Genomic DNA, 17,468 nt, shown 5'->3' on the forward strand with positions numbered 1-17,468 from the left:
CAACCGAGCAGCATTCCGCCCAACGGTTAGACCTGGGCAGGAGCGGATGATGTGCAAAACTGCTCAAATGACGGTCGTATGATCGGCGCGGGGGTTCACCATCAATTGCGAACCATTCCTTCAAAGATGAGCAATTCTGCTCTGCAGCCGGGCGACCCAACCGTTAGAGTCTCGAATGTCTCTCCCGCGACCCGGCGCGATGAGCCGCGTCGGCAAATGGCGCGGCCGGCGCCCTGCAGGCTCGACCAGGAGATCTCATCTTGACCATCAGAACAACGCGGACCATCGTATCGTTCGCCAATCCCTTCGTCCTTCAGGGGCTGGAGGGCGCTCAGCCCGCCGGCGAATATGTCATCCTCACTGACGACGAGCGGATCGAAGGATTGTCGAGAATCGCCTATCGGCGCGTGGCGACGCTGTTGCAAACGCCCGCGAGGTCTGCCTCCCAATCGCGGACCCGGTCCTGCGCGATCAGCCAGACGGAACTGGACGCCGCACTCATGAAGGATCGGCATCAGACGGTCGTAAGGCATTGAGCGCGGGCAATCCGCTTAACGAGCCCGCCCTAAGCCGCAGGCAGATTGCCTGCTCCAAATCACAGACCGGAGGCGAAGCAAGATTTGCCTAACGTGCCCGGCAAGGTCTTGCTAGACTGAAGCTCTCTCCATTAGGTTGTGCGACGTCATGCCAAAAGCGCCGAAAAGCGCGTTCGATCCAAAACTCTTTCTCGCCAAGGTCGGCGAGGGCAAAACCATATTGAAGTTCGACAAGAACCAGGTGGTGTTCTCGCAAGGCGATGCCGCGGATAACGTTTTTTACATCCAGAAGGGGAGGATCAAGGTTCTCGTCGTCTCGGAGCAGGGCAAGGAGGCGGTGGCCGGAATCATGGAGCCCGGACAATTCTTCGGTGAGGGCTGCCTGAACGGCCATCCCTTGCGGATTTCGACGACCGTGGCGATGGAGCAAAGCGTGATCACGTCCATCACGAAGCCAGCGATGCTCGTCGCACTCAAGGCCGAACCGAAGTTCTCCGAGTTGTTCATGGGTATCTGCTGAGCCGAAACAGCCGCATAGAAGAAGACCTGATCGACCAGTTGTTTAATTCGAGCGAGAAGCGGCTTGCGCGTCTTCTGCTGCTGTTGGCCAATTTCGGCAAGGACGGCGCCACTCAGCCCATCTCGGCGAAGGTTAGTCAGGAGACACTTGCGGAGATGATCGGGACAACCCGATCCCGCGTCAGCTTTTTCATGAACAAATTTCGCAAGCTCGGCTTTATCACCTACAACGGCAAGATCGAGGTTCACACTTCCCTCCTGAACGCGGTCTTGTATGACAAGCCTGAGATCGCGAGGGACGACTGAGACGGTTGGAAGCAAGCGCGCCCCAAGCCCTCTCCTGCAACGATCGAAGGCACCTCATGAAGAAGCCGACCGTGCAAGTCGAAGAGATCGAGCCGAGAACGATTCAAAGGGCCGACGTGGCACCAGCCAGTGGCTTCTCGCTAATCGTCGATGGCCACTTCAAGACCCGTTACGAAAGCGAGACGGCTGCCCGGGCAGCCGGCACCGAGTTGCTCGGCAGGTTCCCGATGCTGCAAATCCTGATCTACGATGCTGAAACGAGGGTGCGGTCGCCGCTGCAATAGATTTTCCAATTGATCGGCCTCCGCATCGGGCATCGTCGCCTGCCGCTTCGCGCGTTGTTCGTGAAAACCTCGGGAGTGCACGATCACCCTTTTTTGGAACGATCGGCCGGGGCGTCGGAGATGATTCGGCGCAGCCGTATTGCTTCCGCAAAATTGGCAGATGGCTGCCTTTGCGGTGCAGAACGGTTCTCGGGCTCGTCAAGCTCCGGCGCTTCCCCAACGGAAAGCAGCGCTTCGCTGCCGCGGTCCAGGCGCTTGTCGGAGCCCGACGCGTCGAGCATATGACCGACCAACTCGCCCGAGAGACGGTAGATGTTGTTTCCCCGAAGATCGTAAACTCTCTTGCCAGTGAGATCGAAAATCGATGCACCGTTCACGACGCCGGCGCGGACGCCCCTATTATTGAATATGTATCCGCTCACCCGCATCTCCCATCCACGCCTCTTTGAAGGTCCCGGCGCTCGCCTATCAGCTCGTGACCCGGCCTTTCGCCTCTTCGTCGGCCAAACGCTCCAGGAGCCATTGCCGCCGGACAGCGTCTTTTTCCAGATCGATGCCCCGTTTGAAGATTCTGAGGTTTTCGCGCCGGATGAACTCGTCCAGCTCGCTCAAGTCGGTGGCCGCAGGTCATGACTGTCGAGCCAGACCATCGTGGCCAACGTCATCGGATCGCTTTCGATTGCGGCGGCGGAACCTTGGTGGCACCCGGCGCACGCGAACGTTCCGATCTCCAATGCTGCCAGGCCCGGAATCCTCACCAAGCTCGTGCATTCGCCACACCAACGACATCGCGGCCCTTCGCCTGATGCAGGTGAGGGACTGTGTGCCTGGGAATACTGCAAGTACATGCGGTGCACCGCGGGGATCCGGCGAGAGCGTTACAGCATCCTCAATCACCGATAGATTGCCGATAAGGGGCGGTGATGAGGCCAGCATAGAAGGCTGGCCCCCCGGTTACTGATCAATATTGCTCGCTCGGGCGAAGGTCTTTCCTGGAACCGGGCCGCCTCCTTGCTACACCCCCAGCACGTTCCGGGTGGAGGCCCGCAAGACGCGCAACGACAGCGTCTGCACCTGGGCGACATTGAGAAGCCACGCTGCGGCGGCATAAGCGAAGCCGCCTGCAAGGCTCACGACGATCAGCGCCACGAGGCCGGTGCCGCCGACTTGCGAACGCGCAACGAGGATGGCGGCCGCCATCGCCGCGGCCGAAACCGCGACCCCGGCGAGACGGCCGAGGTCGAACGGAACCGGGTGCGCACGATGCATCAGGACGACGGCAACGAGGAATCCGATCGCCTCGGTCACAAGCGTCGCCAGCGCCGCGCCGTAGATGCCGTAACCGGCGACCAGCACGACCATCAGGACCACGCTGACCACCAGCGTGACAAAGGATTGCGCCGCCAGCATGAAGGGCCGCTCGGCGAGCTGGAAGCTGATCTGGACGTAGAACTGATTGGCAATCCCGAAGAAGCGGGCAAGCACCAGGGTCGGCAGCAGCGCCGACACGCCGGCGCGAAAGTCGATGCCGACGAGCGTCCCGGCGACCTGATCCGCGGCCAGCGCGAGCCAGACCGCAACCGGGGTCACGACGACGAGCAGCAGCTCGAGGCTCTCGGTCAGCCGCTCCCGCGTCGTCTCCCTGTTATTCTCGGACAATGACCGGAACACCAGCGGCACGGTCGCTGCGGCGACGCTGGATGCAATCATGACCATGAACTGGCGCGGCAGGTCGGCGGCGACGCCGAAGATGCCGGCGGCATCCTTGCCGAGCAGATAAGCCACGATGAGGCGGTCGCAGGCCGAGTAGATCGCGACGGACAATCCGGCCAACGTCAACGGCAGGCCGTAACGCGCAAGCTGCATGAACTGGCTGCGCTGGAAGGACGCGATCCTGGTGCGGTCGCCGACCAGATTCAGGATGATTCCGGTGAGCGAGCCCAGGCCGAACGCGGCAAGCAGCCCCAATCCACCCCAACCGAGCCAGACGGCGGCGAGGCCGAAGCCGACGCTCGCCACGCTGCGCACGATCGAGATGGCGGCAAACCGGTAGGGCCGCAATTTGGCGCGTTCGAACTCCTGACCGACATCGACGGCATTGGCCATGATCGCGACGAACATGCTGGCAAGCAGCAGCTCCACGCTGACGTCGCTGCGGAACAGGAACACCAGCGGAGTCGTGGCGCAGAGCACCGCGGCGGTGAGGGCGAAGGCGACCATCGCAGTGCCGCGAAAATCCACCTCCGACGACATCGCCTGATAGCGGGACACCGACAGCTTGATCCAGGCGAAGTAGATCGCGCCCAGAATGCCGGCGAGGCTGATACCTACGACATAAACGCCGTACTCCGCCGGGCTCAGCAGGCGCGTATAGGCCGTGACGGCGAAGAAGCCCACCGCCGCGGGCAGGATGTAGGCGACGAGATAAATCGAGAAATGGCGGTTCAGCATGCGAGCACGGGACCGGCGGCGGTCTTGCGAGTGTGGCGGCCGTTCATCAATGGGACCATGGCGGAGCGGACGAACTGCGCCGCAGCATCGCTCAAGAGTGTCACATTAGTCTGCAGATCGGGCGGCGAATGAACCTTCGAGGCCGCTTTCGCGCGTTAGCGTTAAATTTGCCCTTCTGGAACGGCAGGCCCTGACAGCAAGGCGACCATGGCCGGAACTCGTGTCTTGCAGATGGCAGAGGTTAACCCAACAAGGCAAAACCCCGGCATCGCAAGGCGCCGCTTGGTACGATGGTGCGTTGGTTCGAAAAAGGACTGCCGTGACGAGGCTCGATAGACGCGAATTTCTTCTTGGCGGCGCCGCAGCACTCGCGGCGGGCGCATCGGCATCGGCCGTGCCGGCATCGAAGCTCGCCCGGCGCCATCAGGGTTTTGGCGCGGCCGCCACGCTCTGGGACCTGCAAGCCGATCCAAGGCTCGGCGAAGCCATCAGCACCTATTGCACGCAGGTGGTGCCGGTGCTCGAACTGAAATGGCCGATGCTGCGGCCGAACGCGCACACGTTCAACTTCGAGCGCGCCGACGCCATCCTGGATTTTGCGCGGGAGAACGATCTGACGATGCGCGGCCACGCGCTCGCCTGGTATCACGACATTCCGGACTGGACCAAGCAGATCAAGTCGACCCGCGGCGTCGAGCGCGCCTATCTCGACCACATCGGCACGGTCGTCTCCTACTACAAGGACAAGCTGACGTCGTGGGACGTCGTCAACGAGCCGATCCCGGACAATCCCCGCAGTCCAAAGGACCGGCGCGACACGTTCTGGACGCAGCATCTGGGTCAAAGCTGGATTCCGCTGGCCTTCCGCACGGCGGCCGCCGCCGATCCCTTCGTCAAGCTCGCGATCAACGAATATGACATCGAATCGGCCAAGGATTCGTTCATCGCGAAGCGCGCGGCCTACCGCAACCTGATCATGGACCTGCTCGACCAGGGTGTTCCGCTCCACGCCGTGGGCCTGCAATCGCATCTGCATGCCGAGCTCGAGATCGACACCCATGGGCTCGCCGAATTCGTCACCGAGCTGCGCTCCTGGGGCCTCGAGGTGCTCGTCACCGAGCTCGACGTCGACGACCAGAAGCTGACGGGCAATCCGGCCGAACGCGACGCCATCGTCGCCAAGCGCGTGGACGATCTGCTCACGGCGATCTCGACCAGCGGCCCGGTTCGCTCGATCCTGACCTGGGGCCTCTCCGATCGCTATAGCTGGATCAACGGCACCTTTGCCCGCGCGGACAAGCAGCCGAACCGACCCCTGCCACTCGACGGCGAGTTCAAGCCGAAGCCGTTCATGGACGTGATCAGCAAGTTCACGAGGGACGCTTGAGCGCGCAAGCTTAGCTGCGCGTCCTTACCTCGAACTCGGCCGCATCTCCCATGTCTTCGGGAGACAGGCTCGGAGCCCGGCGATCACGCGAGCTGAGGCGGAATACGTCGCGGATATCCTCGACCGAGGTCGACGAATAGGACTGGATGCAGAGCGCGACCTGTTCGGGAGAGGCGTTGCGGATCAGCGCTTCGATCGACGGGCGATCGAGCGGCGTGTCGTCCCAATGCGAGACTGCGATGCTGTCTTCCGTAACCCGATGGGTCGCCAAATGCTTCGGCGAGTTCGCGACGAAATTGCCGTAAAGCAGGTATTCGGAGAATTTCTTCTTGCGGCACAAGGCCAGCGCCCAGCTCAGGCCGGTCGCCGACTTGATGGCGTCGGTCATCGCACGCGCGGTGTCCCTGTCCCAGACCAGCGCATTACCGACATAGTCGTCAGCGGGGAAGGAGCGGTCCTGGATGCCGAGAAGCTGATCAACCGTCCGCAGCCACAAACCATGCAACGGATGGTCGGCGCCGATCGCCTTGCGCGCAACGAAGAGCGGCGTCTGCTCTCCACCGGCATATTGACCGACATCGAACTCGCGGAAGAACAGATTGTCCGAATCCAGGATGCAGACGCGCTGCTCGGACGCATTGAGGACGCCGGCGATCTTCAGGATCTGCTGGATGTGCCAGCCGTGCACAGGTGACGACAGCAGCGACAGCCAGACGCGCCGCTTGCTGATGAACTGGAGCGCCGGCGGCAACGCGAACAGCCATTTCGGCAAATAGCGCGAGGCCGGAACGATGACCCGCTTGTCGGACGCAAAGCGCGCGAACAGCGGCACATCCTCATCGTTAACGAGAACATAATGCCGCGTATATCCCGTCAGCCAGGTGTCGATGCTTTCGCTGAGCAGCGAAAAGCGTTCGATATCCTTGGCATAGCTGGCAGTCAGCAGGGCAACGGAATGCATGATGCGTGCTCAAATGGCCATCGATCCTCAGTCATAGCCGTGCCGGAAGGCGTTGGATACCTGCATCCGCAATCAAGGTAAAATGAAATGAAGAATTAGCCATCCGACGGCAGCCCCCGCTCGATGCCGCGAAAGCGCAGTGGCGCCAGCGCCGACGCGCGCTGCCACCAGTCGGCGACGCGGTCGTCGAGCCCGGTGGTGCCGCGGCCCCGGCCGGGGAAGATCCGGATCTGCTGGACCGCTTCGGCTTGAAAGCCCCTGCCCTTGCGGGTGATCTTGATGACCGCGCCTTCACGGTCCCGCTGCGTCAGCGGCACCAGCAGGCGGCCGCGCGGGCGCAGCGCCTCGAGCCAGAGCGGATGCGGGTACGAGAACCCGGCGTGTATGATGATCACGTCGGCGGGCTCGCTAATCTCCTCACATCCATCGCCGTGACATACGATGACGTTGCGATAGGGGCGAAGATAGTTCGCAGCGCGGAGCGCCAGACGCTCGTCACAATCGACCGCCGTTACGCGTCCCTTCGGGCCGACCATCCTGGACAGGATCGCCGTGAAATAACCGAGCCCGCAACCGATCTGGACCACGCGGTCCTTCTCCTTGATGTCGAGCACGTCGATGAAATGCGCCCACAGGCTCGGCAGCCCGGTGTCGAGCCTGCGGCGCGCGTCGATCGCGACCAGCACATTGTCGTAGAGATGGACGGGATCGGCATCCGGCGTCAGCCGGTAGCTGCGGGCCGTCTCGCTCTTGATACGCCACCGGCCTCTGGGCAAAAAATCCTCACGCGGGACGGCAGCAAGCGCTTCGAGCAGGCGCGGTGAGGAAATCCGCTCGCGCTTCGCGATCAGCTCGACGTAACGCGCACGCGCGGCGGCCAGATCGCTCATCTCACCGCATCGGCCCATTCGCGACGAGCGCGTCTGCGCCGAGTTCGTTGACGAGCTCCATCGCCTGCTTCAGGTCCGGCGTGTCGAAACCCTCGCTGAACTTGCCGACGATCGGCACAAGCAGCAGGCTGGCATGCTCACGCTTGCCGGCGTCGAGCGTCAGCCGCGCCAGGCTGACGGCAGTGCGAAGCTCCCAGGACAGCGCGCCCTGCTTGCGCGCGACCTCCAGCGACAGGGTAAAAAGATCCACAGCCTCCTGCGTCGATGCCGGGTCGCCGTCCGACAGCGTGATCTCGCCTTGGAGGCGATAGACTTCGGCGAGATAGGAGTGATCGCCGGTGCGTCTGGCGGTCGCGAGTGCACCGTCAAGCGCGCGCAGGGCTGCCTCGCGCATCCCGACCTTGGCATAGGCTTCGGCGAGCAGACAGCGGAACCAGCAACCGGCGAGCCAGGAATCCATCGCCTCGTACTCGTCGAGGCCGAAGCGCATCTGGCTGAGACCTTCATCGGCCTCGCCGAGCTGGGCCAGCGCCCAGCCGCGCAGGATCGCGGCCTGCTGCTTCCAATGCAGGAAGCTGTGTTCGGTGGCGATGATCATGGCGCGGTTGGCGTAGTCGCGCGTACCCTCGACGTCACGCAGATGCTGGCAGAGATAGGCGCCGAACACGAGCGCGAAGGCGAGCGTGAAGGGATGGCGGATCTTCTCGGCATTCGCGATCGCCTGCTCGCTGTGCTGGCGCGCCGCGTCAGGCCGGCCGAGGAACCACAGGAGGTAGCCGAGATAGGAGAGCGAGACGACGCCGGGATCGGTGCCGTGCCGCTCCATCAGATCGGCGTGCAAATCGGGGCTATAGAGGTTGATGCAGCGGTGCAAATGATGCTGGGAAGCAGCAAAGCGTCCGCGATAGAGCATGGTCATCGCGATCGAGCGATGCGCCTCCATCAGATAGCCGGTCTGCTGGGCCGGCTGCGCCCGTTCGTTCAGCCGCTCGCGCTTGGCGAATTTCAACAGCTCGACGCTGAGATCGTGCGCGCGGGAGAGATCGGCGCGGATGAAATGGCAGACCCACAGGCCGCGGGTGGCGGCAAAGGCCTTTTCGTCGTCGTCGAGCTGCTGACCGAGCTCGAGCGCGCGGATGTAGTTCTCCTCGACCTCCTGCACCGCGTAGCCCTTGGCGGAGATCAGCGCGTTGCCGAGCGCGATGCGCAGCTCGAGCTCCATCTCGTCCGCGCCCTGCATGCGCGCATTGGCGTGCACGACGCTCAAGCCCCGGCGCAGGTGACCGATTGCCTCCAGATTGCCGCCGCTCCTTGCCGCCTGCTTGCCGGCCTTGAGCCAGAAGCTGGCCGCGCCCTCGCTCTGGCCGGACTCGGTCAGGTGATGGGCGAGCAGCTCCGGTTCGCGCTCGGTCCTCTCCGGATACATCTCGGCGAGCACCTGGGCGATCCGCGAATGCAGCTTGCGCCGCTCGCTGTGCAAGAGGCTGTCATGCGCGGCGTTCTGGATCATCACGTGCTTGAACGAATAGAGCGCGTCCGGCGGATGGCCCCGGCGCATGATCAGCCCCGCCTGCTCCAGATGATTGAGCGCGGCCTCGATCTGCTCGGCCGGCGTGTTGGCGACGGCATGCAGCGTCTCGTAGGAGAACTCACGGCCGATGGTGGCGCCGATCTGGGCGATCCGCTTGAACGGGCCCATGCGGTCCAGCCGCGCCATCAGCGAGTCGGTCAGGGTTGCCGGGATTGCAAGCTGCCGCCACGGGCCCGACAGGACGTAGCGCCCGTGCCGCTCGGTCAAGAGGTTGGATTCCAGGACGGTCTTCGTGAGCTCTTCCAGGAACAACGGCACGCCGTCGGTCTTGACGATGATCTCCTCGACGACCTCCTTGGGCATCTCTCTGCCGGCGACGCGCTCCACCAGCGTCGTGCGCAACTGCCGGCTCAGGCGGTTGAGCACCAGCGTCGTGATGTGCGAATGCGCGTTCCAGCTCGGCTGGAATTCGGACCGCGCGGTAATGATGACCAGGATCGGCCGGTTCTGCACCCGATCGACCAGAAGGTCGATCACCTCACGGGAGGTCGGATCGATCCAGTGCAGATCCTCGAATGCGATCACGAGCGGCATCTCGCGCGCAAGGCCCAGGAAGTGATTGACCAGTGCCGCGACGGTGGCGTCCTTCTGCTGCTGCGGTGACAGCTCGAGCGGCGGATAGCGGTCTGCGGTCGGTATCGACAGCAGCGCGGCAAACAGCGGCGTAATCTGCTCGATGTCGCCATGAGCGGCGGCGATCGCGGTCTCGAGGCCCGTCAGCGACAGTGCGGACGGATCATCGCGGTCGAGGCCGAGGGAGAATCTGAGCTGCTCGGCGAATGGATAGAGCGCCGTGGACGTGTAGTAGGGCGAGCACTGGAACGAGACCTGTCCGTGACGGTCGCCCGAGATCCGCTCGAAGATTTCCTGGATGATGCGCGACTTGCCGATGCCAGGTTCGCCGAACTTGACGACGACCTGGCCGTCGCCGTCCTTGGCCTGCTGCCAGCGGCCCATCAGCAGCGCGATCTCCTCCTCGCGGTTGACGAGCGGCGTCAGCCGCGTGCCCATGGCGGCCGCGAAACGTGTTTCCACCCGCGAGGCGCGCATCACGTGCCAGGCCTGGGCCTTCTCGGAGATTCCCTTCAGATCATGGACGCCGAGATTGCGGAACTCGAACTTCCCTTTCAGCAGCGAGTGGGTCGAGGCGGAGATCACCACGCCATTGGGCGGCGCCAGGCCTTGTAGGCGCGCGGCGAGGTTGACGGTCTCGCCGACCGCGGAGTCGCGCTCTTCGGTCCCCTGTCCGATGAGGTCGCCGACCACGACGAGGCCCGTCGCGATCCCGATGCGGACGGCGGGTGAGTGGCTGAGCGCGCCGCGCGGCTCGATCGCGCGTGCGGTCGACAGCACCCGCACGATCTCGAGCCCGGCACGCACCGCGCGCTCGGCATCGTCCTCATGCGCGGTCGGGTAGCCGAAATAGACCAGAATGCCGTCGCCGACGAAACGGGCGGCAAAACCCTCGTAATGCTTCACCACGCGGACGCAGGTTTCGCGGAAGCTCGCGATCATGTCGCGGACGTCTTCCGGATCGAACTGCACGGAGAGCGAGGTGGAATCCACCATGTCACAGAACATGGTGGTGAGCTGACGCCGCTCGGCGCCGACCTCTGTGCGGATTTGCGGCCGCACCGTCGCCGCGGGCGCCTGCGCCGTTTCCGCCTCGAACAGCGCCGCCATCGCCCGTTGCAGCCGCTTGCGATCGCCAAGCGGCAATCCGAGCTCGACCAGATCGGATTCGGTCAGGTCACCCATGACGTCGAGATCAAGGCGGTGCTGTGCGAAGAGATCGGAGTAATGGCCGAGGCCGATGCCCTCGAGCCAGCGCTTCAGCCCGCCTTCCGTTCCCGTGTCCGGCTCGTTCTCCAGCATGGTGATTTCTGCCCGACCCTCATTCCGTCGAAGGGCTTCAGGGCGCCTCAACCACAGATTTTGGGCCCAAAACTTCACCTCAGACTGGACGCGTTCCCCAACTTCTTGGAAGAATAGCTCAATCGCATCAAAAGGGAACGGAATTGTCGGACGTCACACTCCCGGCCCTTGAGGAATCAGGCGGCATGGCGGCCGAAACGAAGATGTTCGCCGATATCGGTGGCCTTCTCGATTTCTACGCCCGCAAGACGCCGACGGCGCCCGCCCTACTCGCCCCGGGCCGCCCGGCCCTCAACTACGGCGCGCTTGGCGCGATGACGCAGGATCTCGTCCATGCGCTGCGCCGGCTCGGCATGACCCCTGCCGACCGCATCGCGGTCGCGCTGCCGCGCGGCGCCGACAGCGCGCTGGCGCTGATCGCGGTCGCATCGAGCTGCGCCTGCGTCCCCGTCAACCCCGATCTGACGGCTGACGAATTGCAGCGCTATTTCAGTGAACTGAAGTTGTCGGCGCTCGTGACGCAGACCGACATGAGCCCTGCGAGCCGCGAGGCCGCCAAGGCGCTCGACATCGCGATCATCGATTTCGTGCCGGGGCCGCAGGACAATCTCGCCGGCTGCTCATTCGTTGGGCCGACAGTCCGGCCAGCGGCGACCGGCGGCGCCTCGCGCGGCGACGACGATGCGTTCATCCTGTTGACGTCCGGCACGGCGGCGCGGCCGAAGATGGTACCGCTGACACATGGCAATGTGTGCCTGTCCGCCGCCAATGCCGGCCGCGTGCTGTCGCTCACGTCCCACGATCGTCTGCTCAACGTCCTGCCGCTGTTTCACGCCCATGGTTTGATCTCCGGCCTGCTGACGGCGCTGGCTGCGGGCTCCAGCGTGATCTGCACCGACGGCTTCGACGCCCTTTCCTTCTTCGGCTGGATGCGGGAGCTGCAGCCGACCTGGTACACCGCCGTGCCGACCATTCATCGCGCGCTGCTGACGGCGGCGGAATCCGACCCGGACAGCGCCCGATCGTCGTCGCTGCGCGTGATCCGTTCGGCCTCGGCCTCGCTCGCGCCCACGATCCTCCAGGGGCTGGAGGCGACGTTCGGCGTTCCCGTGCTCGAAACCTACGGCATGACCGAAGCGGCCTCGCAGATCGCGGCCAATCCGTTCGAGCTGCGCAAGGTCGGATCGGTCGGTCGCGCCGCCGGCCCCGAGATCGCGATCATGGACGAGACCGGCCGCAGGCTTGCGAGCGGCGCGCATGGCGAGATCGTGCTGCGCGGACCGAACATGACCCGCGGCTACTATAATGACGAAGCGGCAACGCAGGCCGCGTTCCGCGACGGCTGGTTCCGGACTGGCGACCTCGGCTATCTCGATGGCGACGGCTATCTTTTCATCGTCGGGCGCATCAAGGACGTCATCAACCGCGGCGGGCAGAAGATCTCGCCTCTCGAAGTGGAAGAGGCCCTGCTCAGCCATCCGGCGGTGCTGGAGGCCGGCGTGTTCGCCGTCCCGCACGACAAGCTCGGCGAGAACGTTGCCGCCGTCGTGGTGCTGCGACCGGATGCCGAGGCGACCTCGGACCAGTTGCGCCAGTTCGTGCGAAGGCGGCTCGCAGCCTACAAGGTGCCTAGCCTGATCCGCAGCGTGGCAGCCCTGCCGAAGGGCGGCAGCGGCAAGGTCAAGCGTAACGCGCTCGCGGGGCTGATCGCCAAGGCGGAACACACGGACGATGCGCGGTTGCCACGCAACCCGCTGGAGACCCAGCTTGCCGCGATCTGGGCCGGTCTCCTGGAGCTGCCGCGGGTCGGCGTCGACCAGGACGTCTTCGCGCTCGGTGCGGATTCGCTCGCGGTGACGCAGATGCGCTCGCGCCTGCGCGAACGCTTCAATGTCGACTTCTCGTTCGAGGACATTTTCGATTGCGCCACCGTCGCCACGCTTGCGGCCCGGCTCGGGACGGCGGCGAGCCGTCGCGAGACGGCACTGCCGGCCTGGCGGCGAGCGACGGTCGCAGAAGCGCCGCTCTCGTTCCAGCAGCAGCGCATGTACGTGCTCTCGCGGCTCGATCCGACGCGCTACAATTACAATGTGGTCGAGGTCGCAGTGTTCAGAGGCCTGATCGACGTCGCCGCGCTTCAGGCCAGTCTTGCCGCGATCTGTGCGCGCCACGAGGCGCTGCGCTCGGTCATCGTCGAACGCCAGGGCGAGCCGTCGCAGCTCGTGCTGCAATCGGCGCCGCGGTTCGAGCGCGTCAAGCTCAAGCCCTGTGCTGCCGACAAACGGGCCGCAACGATCAGGCGCGAGGCGCTCAAGCTCGCGCAATACCCTTTCGACCTGGCGCGCGAGCCGCTGCTGAAAGTCACGCTGCTGTCATTCGACAAGACGAGCCACGCGCTGGTGGTCAACGTGCATCACCTCGTTACCGACGGCTGGTCGCAACGCCTGTTCTGGGAGGAGCTTGCCGCCCATTACGCCGCCGCACACAGGAGGAGCGTGGCGGCAGAGCCTTCGCCGGCTTTCCAGTATCGCGACTTTGCGCTCTGGCAACAGAGCTGGGCGCAGACGCCGGCCGCAAAGGACCAGCTCGACTATTGGCGGACCCAGCTCGACGGCGTCACCACGCTGCCGCTGCGGACCGACCGGCCAAGGCCTGAGGTCTGGAGCGGTCACGGCGCCCGCCACTATCTCGAATTCTCCAGGACGCAGTCGGCCGAGCTGCGCGCGTTCAGCCAGAACCAGGGCGTCACGCCTTTCATGACGCTGCTCGCCGCCTTCCAGTGCCTGCTATTCCGCCACACCGGGCATGAGGATGTCGCAACGGGATCGCTGATTGCCAACCGCAACCAGATCGAGAGCGAGCGCCTGATCGGGCTGTTCGCCAACACCCTGATCCTGCGCAACGATTTTGGCGGCGATCCGAGCTTCAGCGAATTGCTGCGGCGGGTCCGGCAAGTCACCCTCGATGCCTACCGCAACCAGGACCTTGCGATCGAGGAGGTGCTGCGCGCGCTGCAGGTCGCGCGGCGGAGCGATGGCAATCCGCTGTTCCGGATCATGTTCATCCTCCAGAACGCCTCGATCGAGGCTGCACGCTTCCCGGGCCTGTCGACGCTGCGGCTGGAAGTCGATCCCGAGGTGGCACGCTTCGACATCACGCTCGAGCTGGTCGAGGCCGACGGCCGCTTCACCGGCTTCTTCGAATACGCCACCGATCTGTTCGACGCCGCGACGATCGAGGCCATGGCGGCCCAGTTCAAGTCCGTGCTGAAGGCCGCCATCGCCAATCCGGAGCAGCGCATCTCGCGCCTGCCGCTCCTCAACGAGACCGAACGCCGGCAATTGCTGGCGGCAGGCCGCGGCGTGCCGGCCAATTTCACCACAAGCGGCAATTTGAGCGAGCGCTTCGACCGTCAGGCCAGGAAGACGCCGAACGCGATTGCGGTGTCGGACGGGCGCGCATCCCTGAGCTATCGCGAACTGGCCCGCCGCAGCCAGGCGATCGCGCGCTGGCTGGCGCGCGAAGGCGTCGGCGCTGAGAGCGTGGTGGCCTTGCTTGCGGATCGCGGGCCCGACCTGCTCGCCGCGATGATCGGCGTGCAGCGCGCGGGCGCGGCCTTCCTCAATCTCGACCCCGATCAGCCGCCAGCGCGGCTCGCGACCATTCTGGGATCGAGCTGCGCCCGCATGCTGCTGACCGGACGGGCCCGGTCCGCCATGGTCGAGACGCTGCTCGCTCCGCTGGTCGAGCGCATTCCGGTGGCCGAGCTCGAAGACACGATCGCATCGGCAGCGGCCAAGCCGGCCCGCGCCGCGCGGCGCGCGGCCTCCAGCCTTGCTTATCTCATCTATACATCGGGCTCCTCCGGCGCGCCGAAGGGCGTCATGATCGAGCAGCGCGGCCTGTCGAACCATCTGGCCTCGCTCGTCTCCGAGCTCGGCCTCTGCTCCAGGGACGTGATCGCGCAGACCGCGCCGCAGAGCTTTGTCATATCGGTCTGGCAGTTCCTGGCGGGGCCGATGGTCGGCGCGCGCGTGCATGTCTGCGACAATACGATCGTGCAGGACCCGATCCTGCTGGCGCGGGAGATCGAGCGCGAAGGCATCACCGTGCTCGAGATCGTCCCATCGCTCTTGCGCGTCGTGGTCGATCGGATGAACGAGGGACAGGTCCGGCGCGCCTTCGCCGGATTGCGGCTGCTGATTTCGACCGGCGAGCCGTTGCCCGTCGACCTCTGCCGGGCCTGGTTCGCCGAGTGCCCGAAAGTACCGCTGATCAACGCCTACGGCGCTTCGGAGTGTTCCGACGACGTCTCCCTGCATCGCCTGACCAGGGCGCCGGCGATCACGACCGGCATCGTCCCGGTCGGTGCACCGCTGCCGAACACGCAGCTCTACGTGCTCGATGCGAATCTCCAGCCGCAGCCGGTCGGCGTGACCGGCGAACTCTGCATCGGCGGCGCGGGTGTCGGCCGCGGCTATATCAACGATCCCGCGCAGAGCCGGCAGCGATTCCTGCCCGATCCGTTCTCGCGCCAGGCAGGCAGCCGGCTTTACCGCACCGGCGACCTCGCGCGCCGCCGCGCCGACGGCACGATCGAATGCCTCGGCCGCGCCGACCATCAGGTCAAGGTCCGCGGCTACCGCATCGAGCTCAAGGAGATCGAGAACGCGCTCGCCGATCATCCCAGCGTGCGGGCCGGCATCGTCGAGCCGCGCCGCGAGGCGAGCGGCGACATCCGGCTGATCGCCCATATCGTCGCAAGCCCCGACAGCCGGAGCAGCGCCAGCGAGCTGCGCGATTTCCTCAAGAGCCGGCTGCCGGGCCACGCCATCCCGTCCGCATTCCTGTTCCTGGATCACGTTCCGCTGAGCGCCCACGGCAAGATCGACCGGTCCGCGCTGCTGGCGCCGGCGCAGCAGGAATCGTCCGAACCGGATGCGACCGTGCCGGCGCGGCGCTTCACCGAAAAGGTGCTCTCCGACATCTGGATCGACCTGCTCAGGGTGGACAGCGTCGGCGTCACCGACAATTTCTTCGACCTCGGCGGCCATTCGCTGCTGGCGGGCCAGACGATGGCGCGTGTCGCGCGGGCGCTCGGGGTGTCGCTACCGATCAAGACCATCTTCGAAGCACCGACGATCGAAGGACTTGCCCGGCGGGTCGACCAGGCCATGACGGAGTTGCCGCGCAAGCCTGACGCAAGCATGTCGGGCATGGCTGATGCGAGGCCGACCGACGGCGGCGGGCCGACGCTCTCGATTGCGCAGGACCAGATGCTGCGGATCGAGCAGAGCCTCCCGGGGTTGCCGCTGTTCAACCTGCCCTTCGCCTTCCGTCTCCAGGGTCCGCTCGATGCGACCGCCCTGGCGCAGGCGATCGACGATGTGGTCAATCGCCACGAATCGCTGCGGACCGCGTTCGGCTGGAACGGCGAGGAGCCTGTCCGTCACGTCGCCGCACCCGGCACCCTCGGCCGTGTCCTGACCATCGAGACGATCGGCGATGGCCAACCCCACAATAACAAGCGGCGCAGAACCCTGGAGCAGAGGAAGGTCGATCTCCTGATCCAGCACGAGACCTATGACCCAATCGACCCCACGCGCGCGCCCCTGCTGCGTGTCAGGCTGTTGCGGATCCACGACGCCGATCATGTCCTGTTGCTGACGCTGCATCACGCCATTGTCGACGGCTGGTCGATCGGTGTGTTGTTCGAGGAGGTGTCGAGCCGCTATGCGGCGCTGTCCGGACATCCGTCGGCGCCGCTACCAAAGCCGCCTCCGGCCTTTTCGGACGTCTCTCGCTGGCAGCGCTGGTGGTGCGGCACCGACGCTGCCCGCCGCCAGGCTGCCGACTGGACGGAGAATTTGCGCGGTGCGGCCCCCGTCTTCGACGGCAAATCAACCCCAGGCGCGTCCAGCGGGCACCATCCGGTCAGCCTCGAGCCCGAGTTGATCGGGCGGCTCAAGACGTTCGCCAGCCAGCACAACGGCACGCTCTTCATGGGCCTGCTCACCGGCCTGAAGACCCTGCTGCTCGCCCGGACGGGCCGCACCGACATCGCGGTCGCCACCGCCATGGCCAATCGCGCCCAGCCGGACACCGACCGGATCGTCGGCCCGTTCGAGAACACGGTGATCATCCGCACCACAATCACGCCCGAGCTGTCGTTCGCGCAAGCGTTGACACGGGTGTGCCAGAGTGTGCTCGACGCCCATGCGCGGCAAGAGCTGCCGTTCAACCTCCTCGCCGACCATCTGGAGCGGGAAGGGATCGATCCGGCCTCGCTGCTCCAGGTCTATTTCACGCTGCAAAATCCACTGCGTCAGCCGCTCGATTTGCCGGATCTCGCGACCCAATCGATCGGCGACATCGCGCGCGAAGGCCAGCCGGTGCTGCCGATCGACCAGACCTGGCTGTCGCTTATGCTCAAGGAGCGCCCGACCGGAATCACCGGCTCGTGCAATTACAAGCGCGAATTGCTGGACGGCCATTTGGTCGGCGCGTGGATGAAGGATCTCGTCGTGCTCCTGGCGACTGCCGTCGCCCAACCCAACTTGCCGCTCGGCCGATTGCTCGCTCGCAAGGCGGCATGAGGACCGCGCGCCATGACGGCTCACTCGTCAAAGCTGTGCATGACCAAGTTGCATCTTGATTATTTGACGCCA

At 65.0% G+C, this 17,468-nt stretch carries 10 protein-coding genes and 1 pseudogene; 5 read left to right on the plus strand and 6 right to left on the minus strand.

All coding sequences use genetic code 11. The features are described from left to right. Window positions 1–260 precede the first annotated feature (260 nt). The 3 genes and pseudogenes from ACFDR6_RS35040 (at window position 261) to ACFDR6_RS35050 (ending at window position 1,645) form a co-directional block, all read left to right on the plus strand. On the plus strand, window positions 261–536 hold the full coding sequence (locus ACFDR6_RS35040; RefSeq protein ID WP_375861140.1) for a hypothetical protein: 276 nt from the start codon (window positions 261–263) through the stop codon (window positions 534–536). 148 nt (window positions 537–684) lie between these two features. Further along, window positions 685–1,361, plus strand: a pseudogene (locus ACFDR6_RS35045) (Crp/Fnr family transcriptional regulator). Between the two features lie 56 nt (window positions 1,362–1,417). Next, window positions 1,418–1,645: a hypothetical protein gene (locus tag ACFDR6_RS35050; RefSeq protein WP_375861141.1), complete on the plus strand. Its 228-nt coding sequence runs from the start codon at window positions 1,418–1,420 to the stop codon at window positions 1,643–1,645. Window positions 1,646–1,728: 83 nt separating this feature from the next. Here ACFDR6_RS35050 and ACFDR6_RS35055 read toward each other — a convergent pair whose 3' ends face one another. The 3 genes from ACFDR6_RS35055 to ACFDR6_RS35065 form a co-directional block, all read right to left on the minus strand. Continuing rightward, complete coding sequence (locus tag ACFDR6_RS35055) at window positions 1,729–2,067, minus strand: hypothetical protein (protein ID WP_317240822.1); 339 nt, start codon at window positions 2,065–2,067, stop codon at window positions 1,729–1,731. Between the two features lie 46 nt (window positions 2,068–2,113). After that, on the minus strand, window positions 2,114–2,257 hold the full coding sequence (locus tag ACFDR6_RS35060) for a hypothetical protein (protein WP_317240823.1): 144 nt from the start codon (window positions 2,255–2,257) through the stop codon (window positions 2,114–2,116). Window positions 2,258–2,659: 402 nt separating this feature from the next. Beyond that, the gene (locus ACFDR6_RS35065) at window positions 2,660–4,096 is read right to left on the minus strand and encodes a lipopolysaccharide biosynthesis protein (RefSeq protein ID WP_375861142.1); all 1,437 of its coding nucleotides are present in this window, start codon (window positions 4,094–4,096) and stop codon (window positions 2,660–2,662) included. Between the two features lie 319 nt (window positions 4,097–4,415). Here ACFDR6_RS35065 and ACFDR6_RS35070 point away from each other — a divergent pair, with 319 nt between their 5' ends. Beyond that, a complete protein-coding gene (locus ACFDR6_RS35070) occupies window positions 4,416–5,483 on the plus strand; it encodes an endo-1,4-beta-xylanase (RefSeq protein WP_375861143.1) in 1,068 nt (355 codons plus the stop codon). A 10-nt stretch (window positions 5,484–5,493) separates the two neighbouring features. Here the strand turns inward: ACFDR6_RS35070 and ACFDR6_RS35075 are convergent, their stop codons facing one another. The 3 genes from ACFDR6_RS35075 to ACFDR6_RS35085 all read right to left on the minus strand — a co-directional run bounded on the left by ACFDR6_RS35075 (window position 5,494) and on the right by ACFDR6_RS35085 (window position 10,800). Continuing rightward, complete coding sequence (locus ACFDR6_RS35075; RefSeq protein WP_375861144.1) at window positions 5,494–6,444, minus strand: DUF6492 family protein; 951 nt, start codon at window positions 6,442–6,444, stop codon at window positions 5,494–5,496. Between the two features lie 95 nt (window positions 6,445–6,539). Continuing rightward, on the minus strand, window positions 6,540–7,334 hold the full coding sequence (locus tag ACFDR6_RS35080) for a protein-L-isoaspartate O-methyltransferase family protein (RefSeq protein WP_375861145.1): 795 nt from the start codon (window positions 7,332–7,334) through the stop codon (window positions 6,540–6,542). A gap of 1 nt (window position 7,335) precedes the next feature. Continuing rightward, complete coding sequence (locus ACFDR6_RS35085; protein ID WP_375861146.1) at window positions 7,336–10,800, minus strand: AAA family ATPase; 3,465 nt, start codon at window positions 10,798–10,800, stop codon at window positions 7,336–7,338. A 185-nt stretch (window positions 10,801–10,985) separates the two neighbouring features. On the opposite strand from ACFDR6_RS35085, the gene ACFDR6_RS35090 reads away from it, so the two are divergent. Beyond that, the gene (locus ACFDR6_RS35090; RefSeq protein WP_375861147.1) at window positions 10,986–17,396 is read left to right on the plus strand and encodes a non-ribosomal peptide synthetase; all 6,411 of its coding nucleotides are present in this window, start codon (window positions 10,986–10,988) and stop codon (window positions 17,394–17,396) included. Window positions 17,397–17,468 lie beyond the last annotated feature (72 nt).

Origin of the sequence: Bradyrhizobium tunisiense, assembly GCF_042263385.1 — a bacterium.
In the GTDB taxonomy this organism is placed as follows: Bacteria; Pseudomonadota; Alphaproteobacteria; order Rhizobiales; family Xanthobacteraceae; genus Bradyrhizobium; species Bradyrhizobium tunisiense.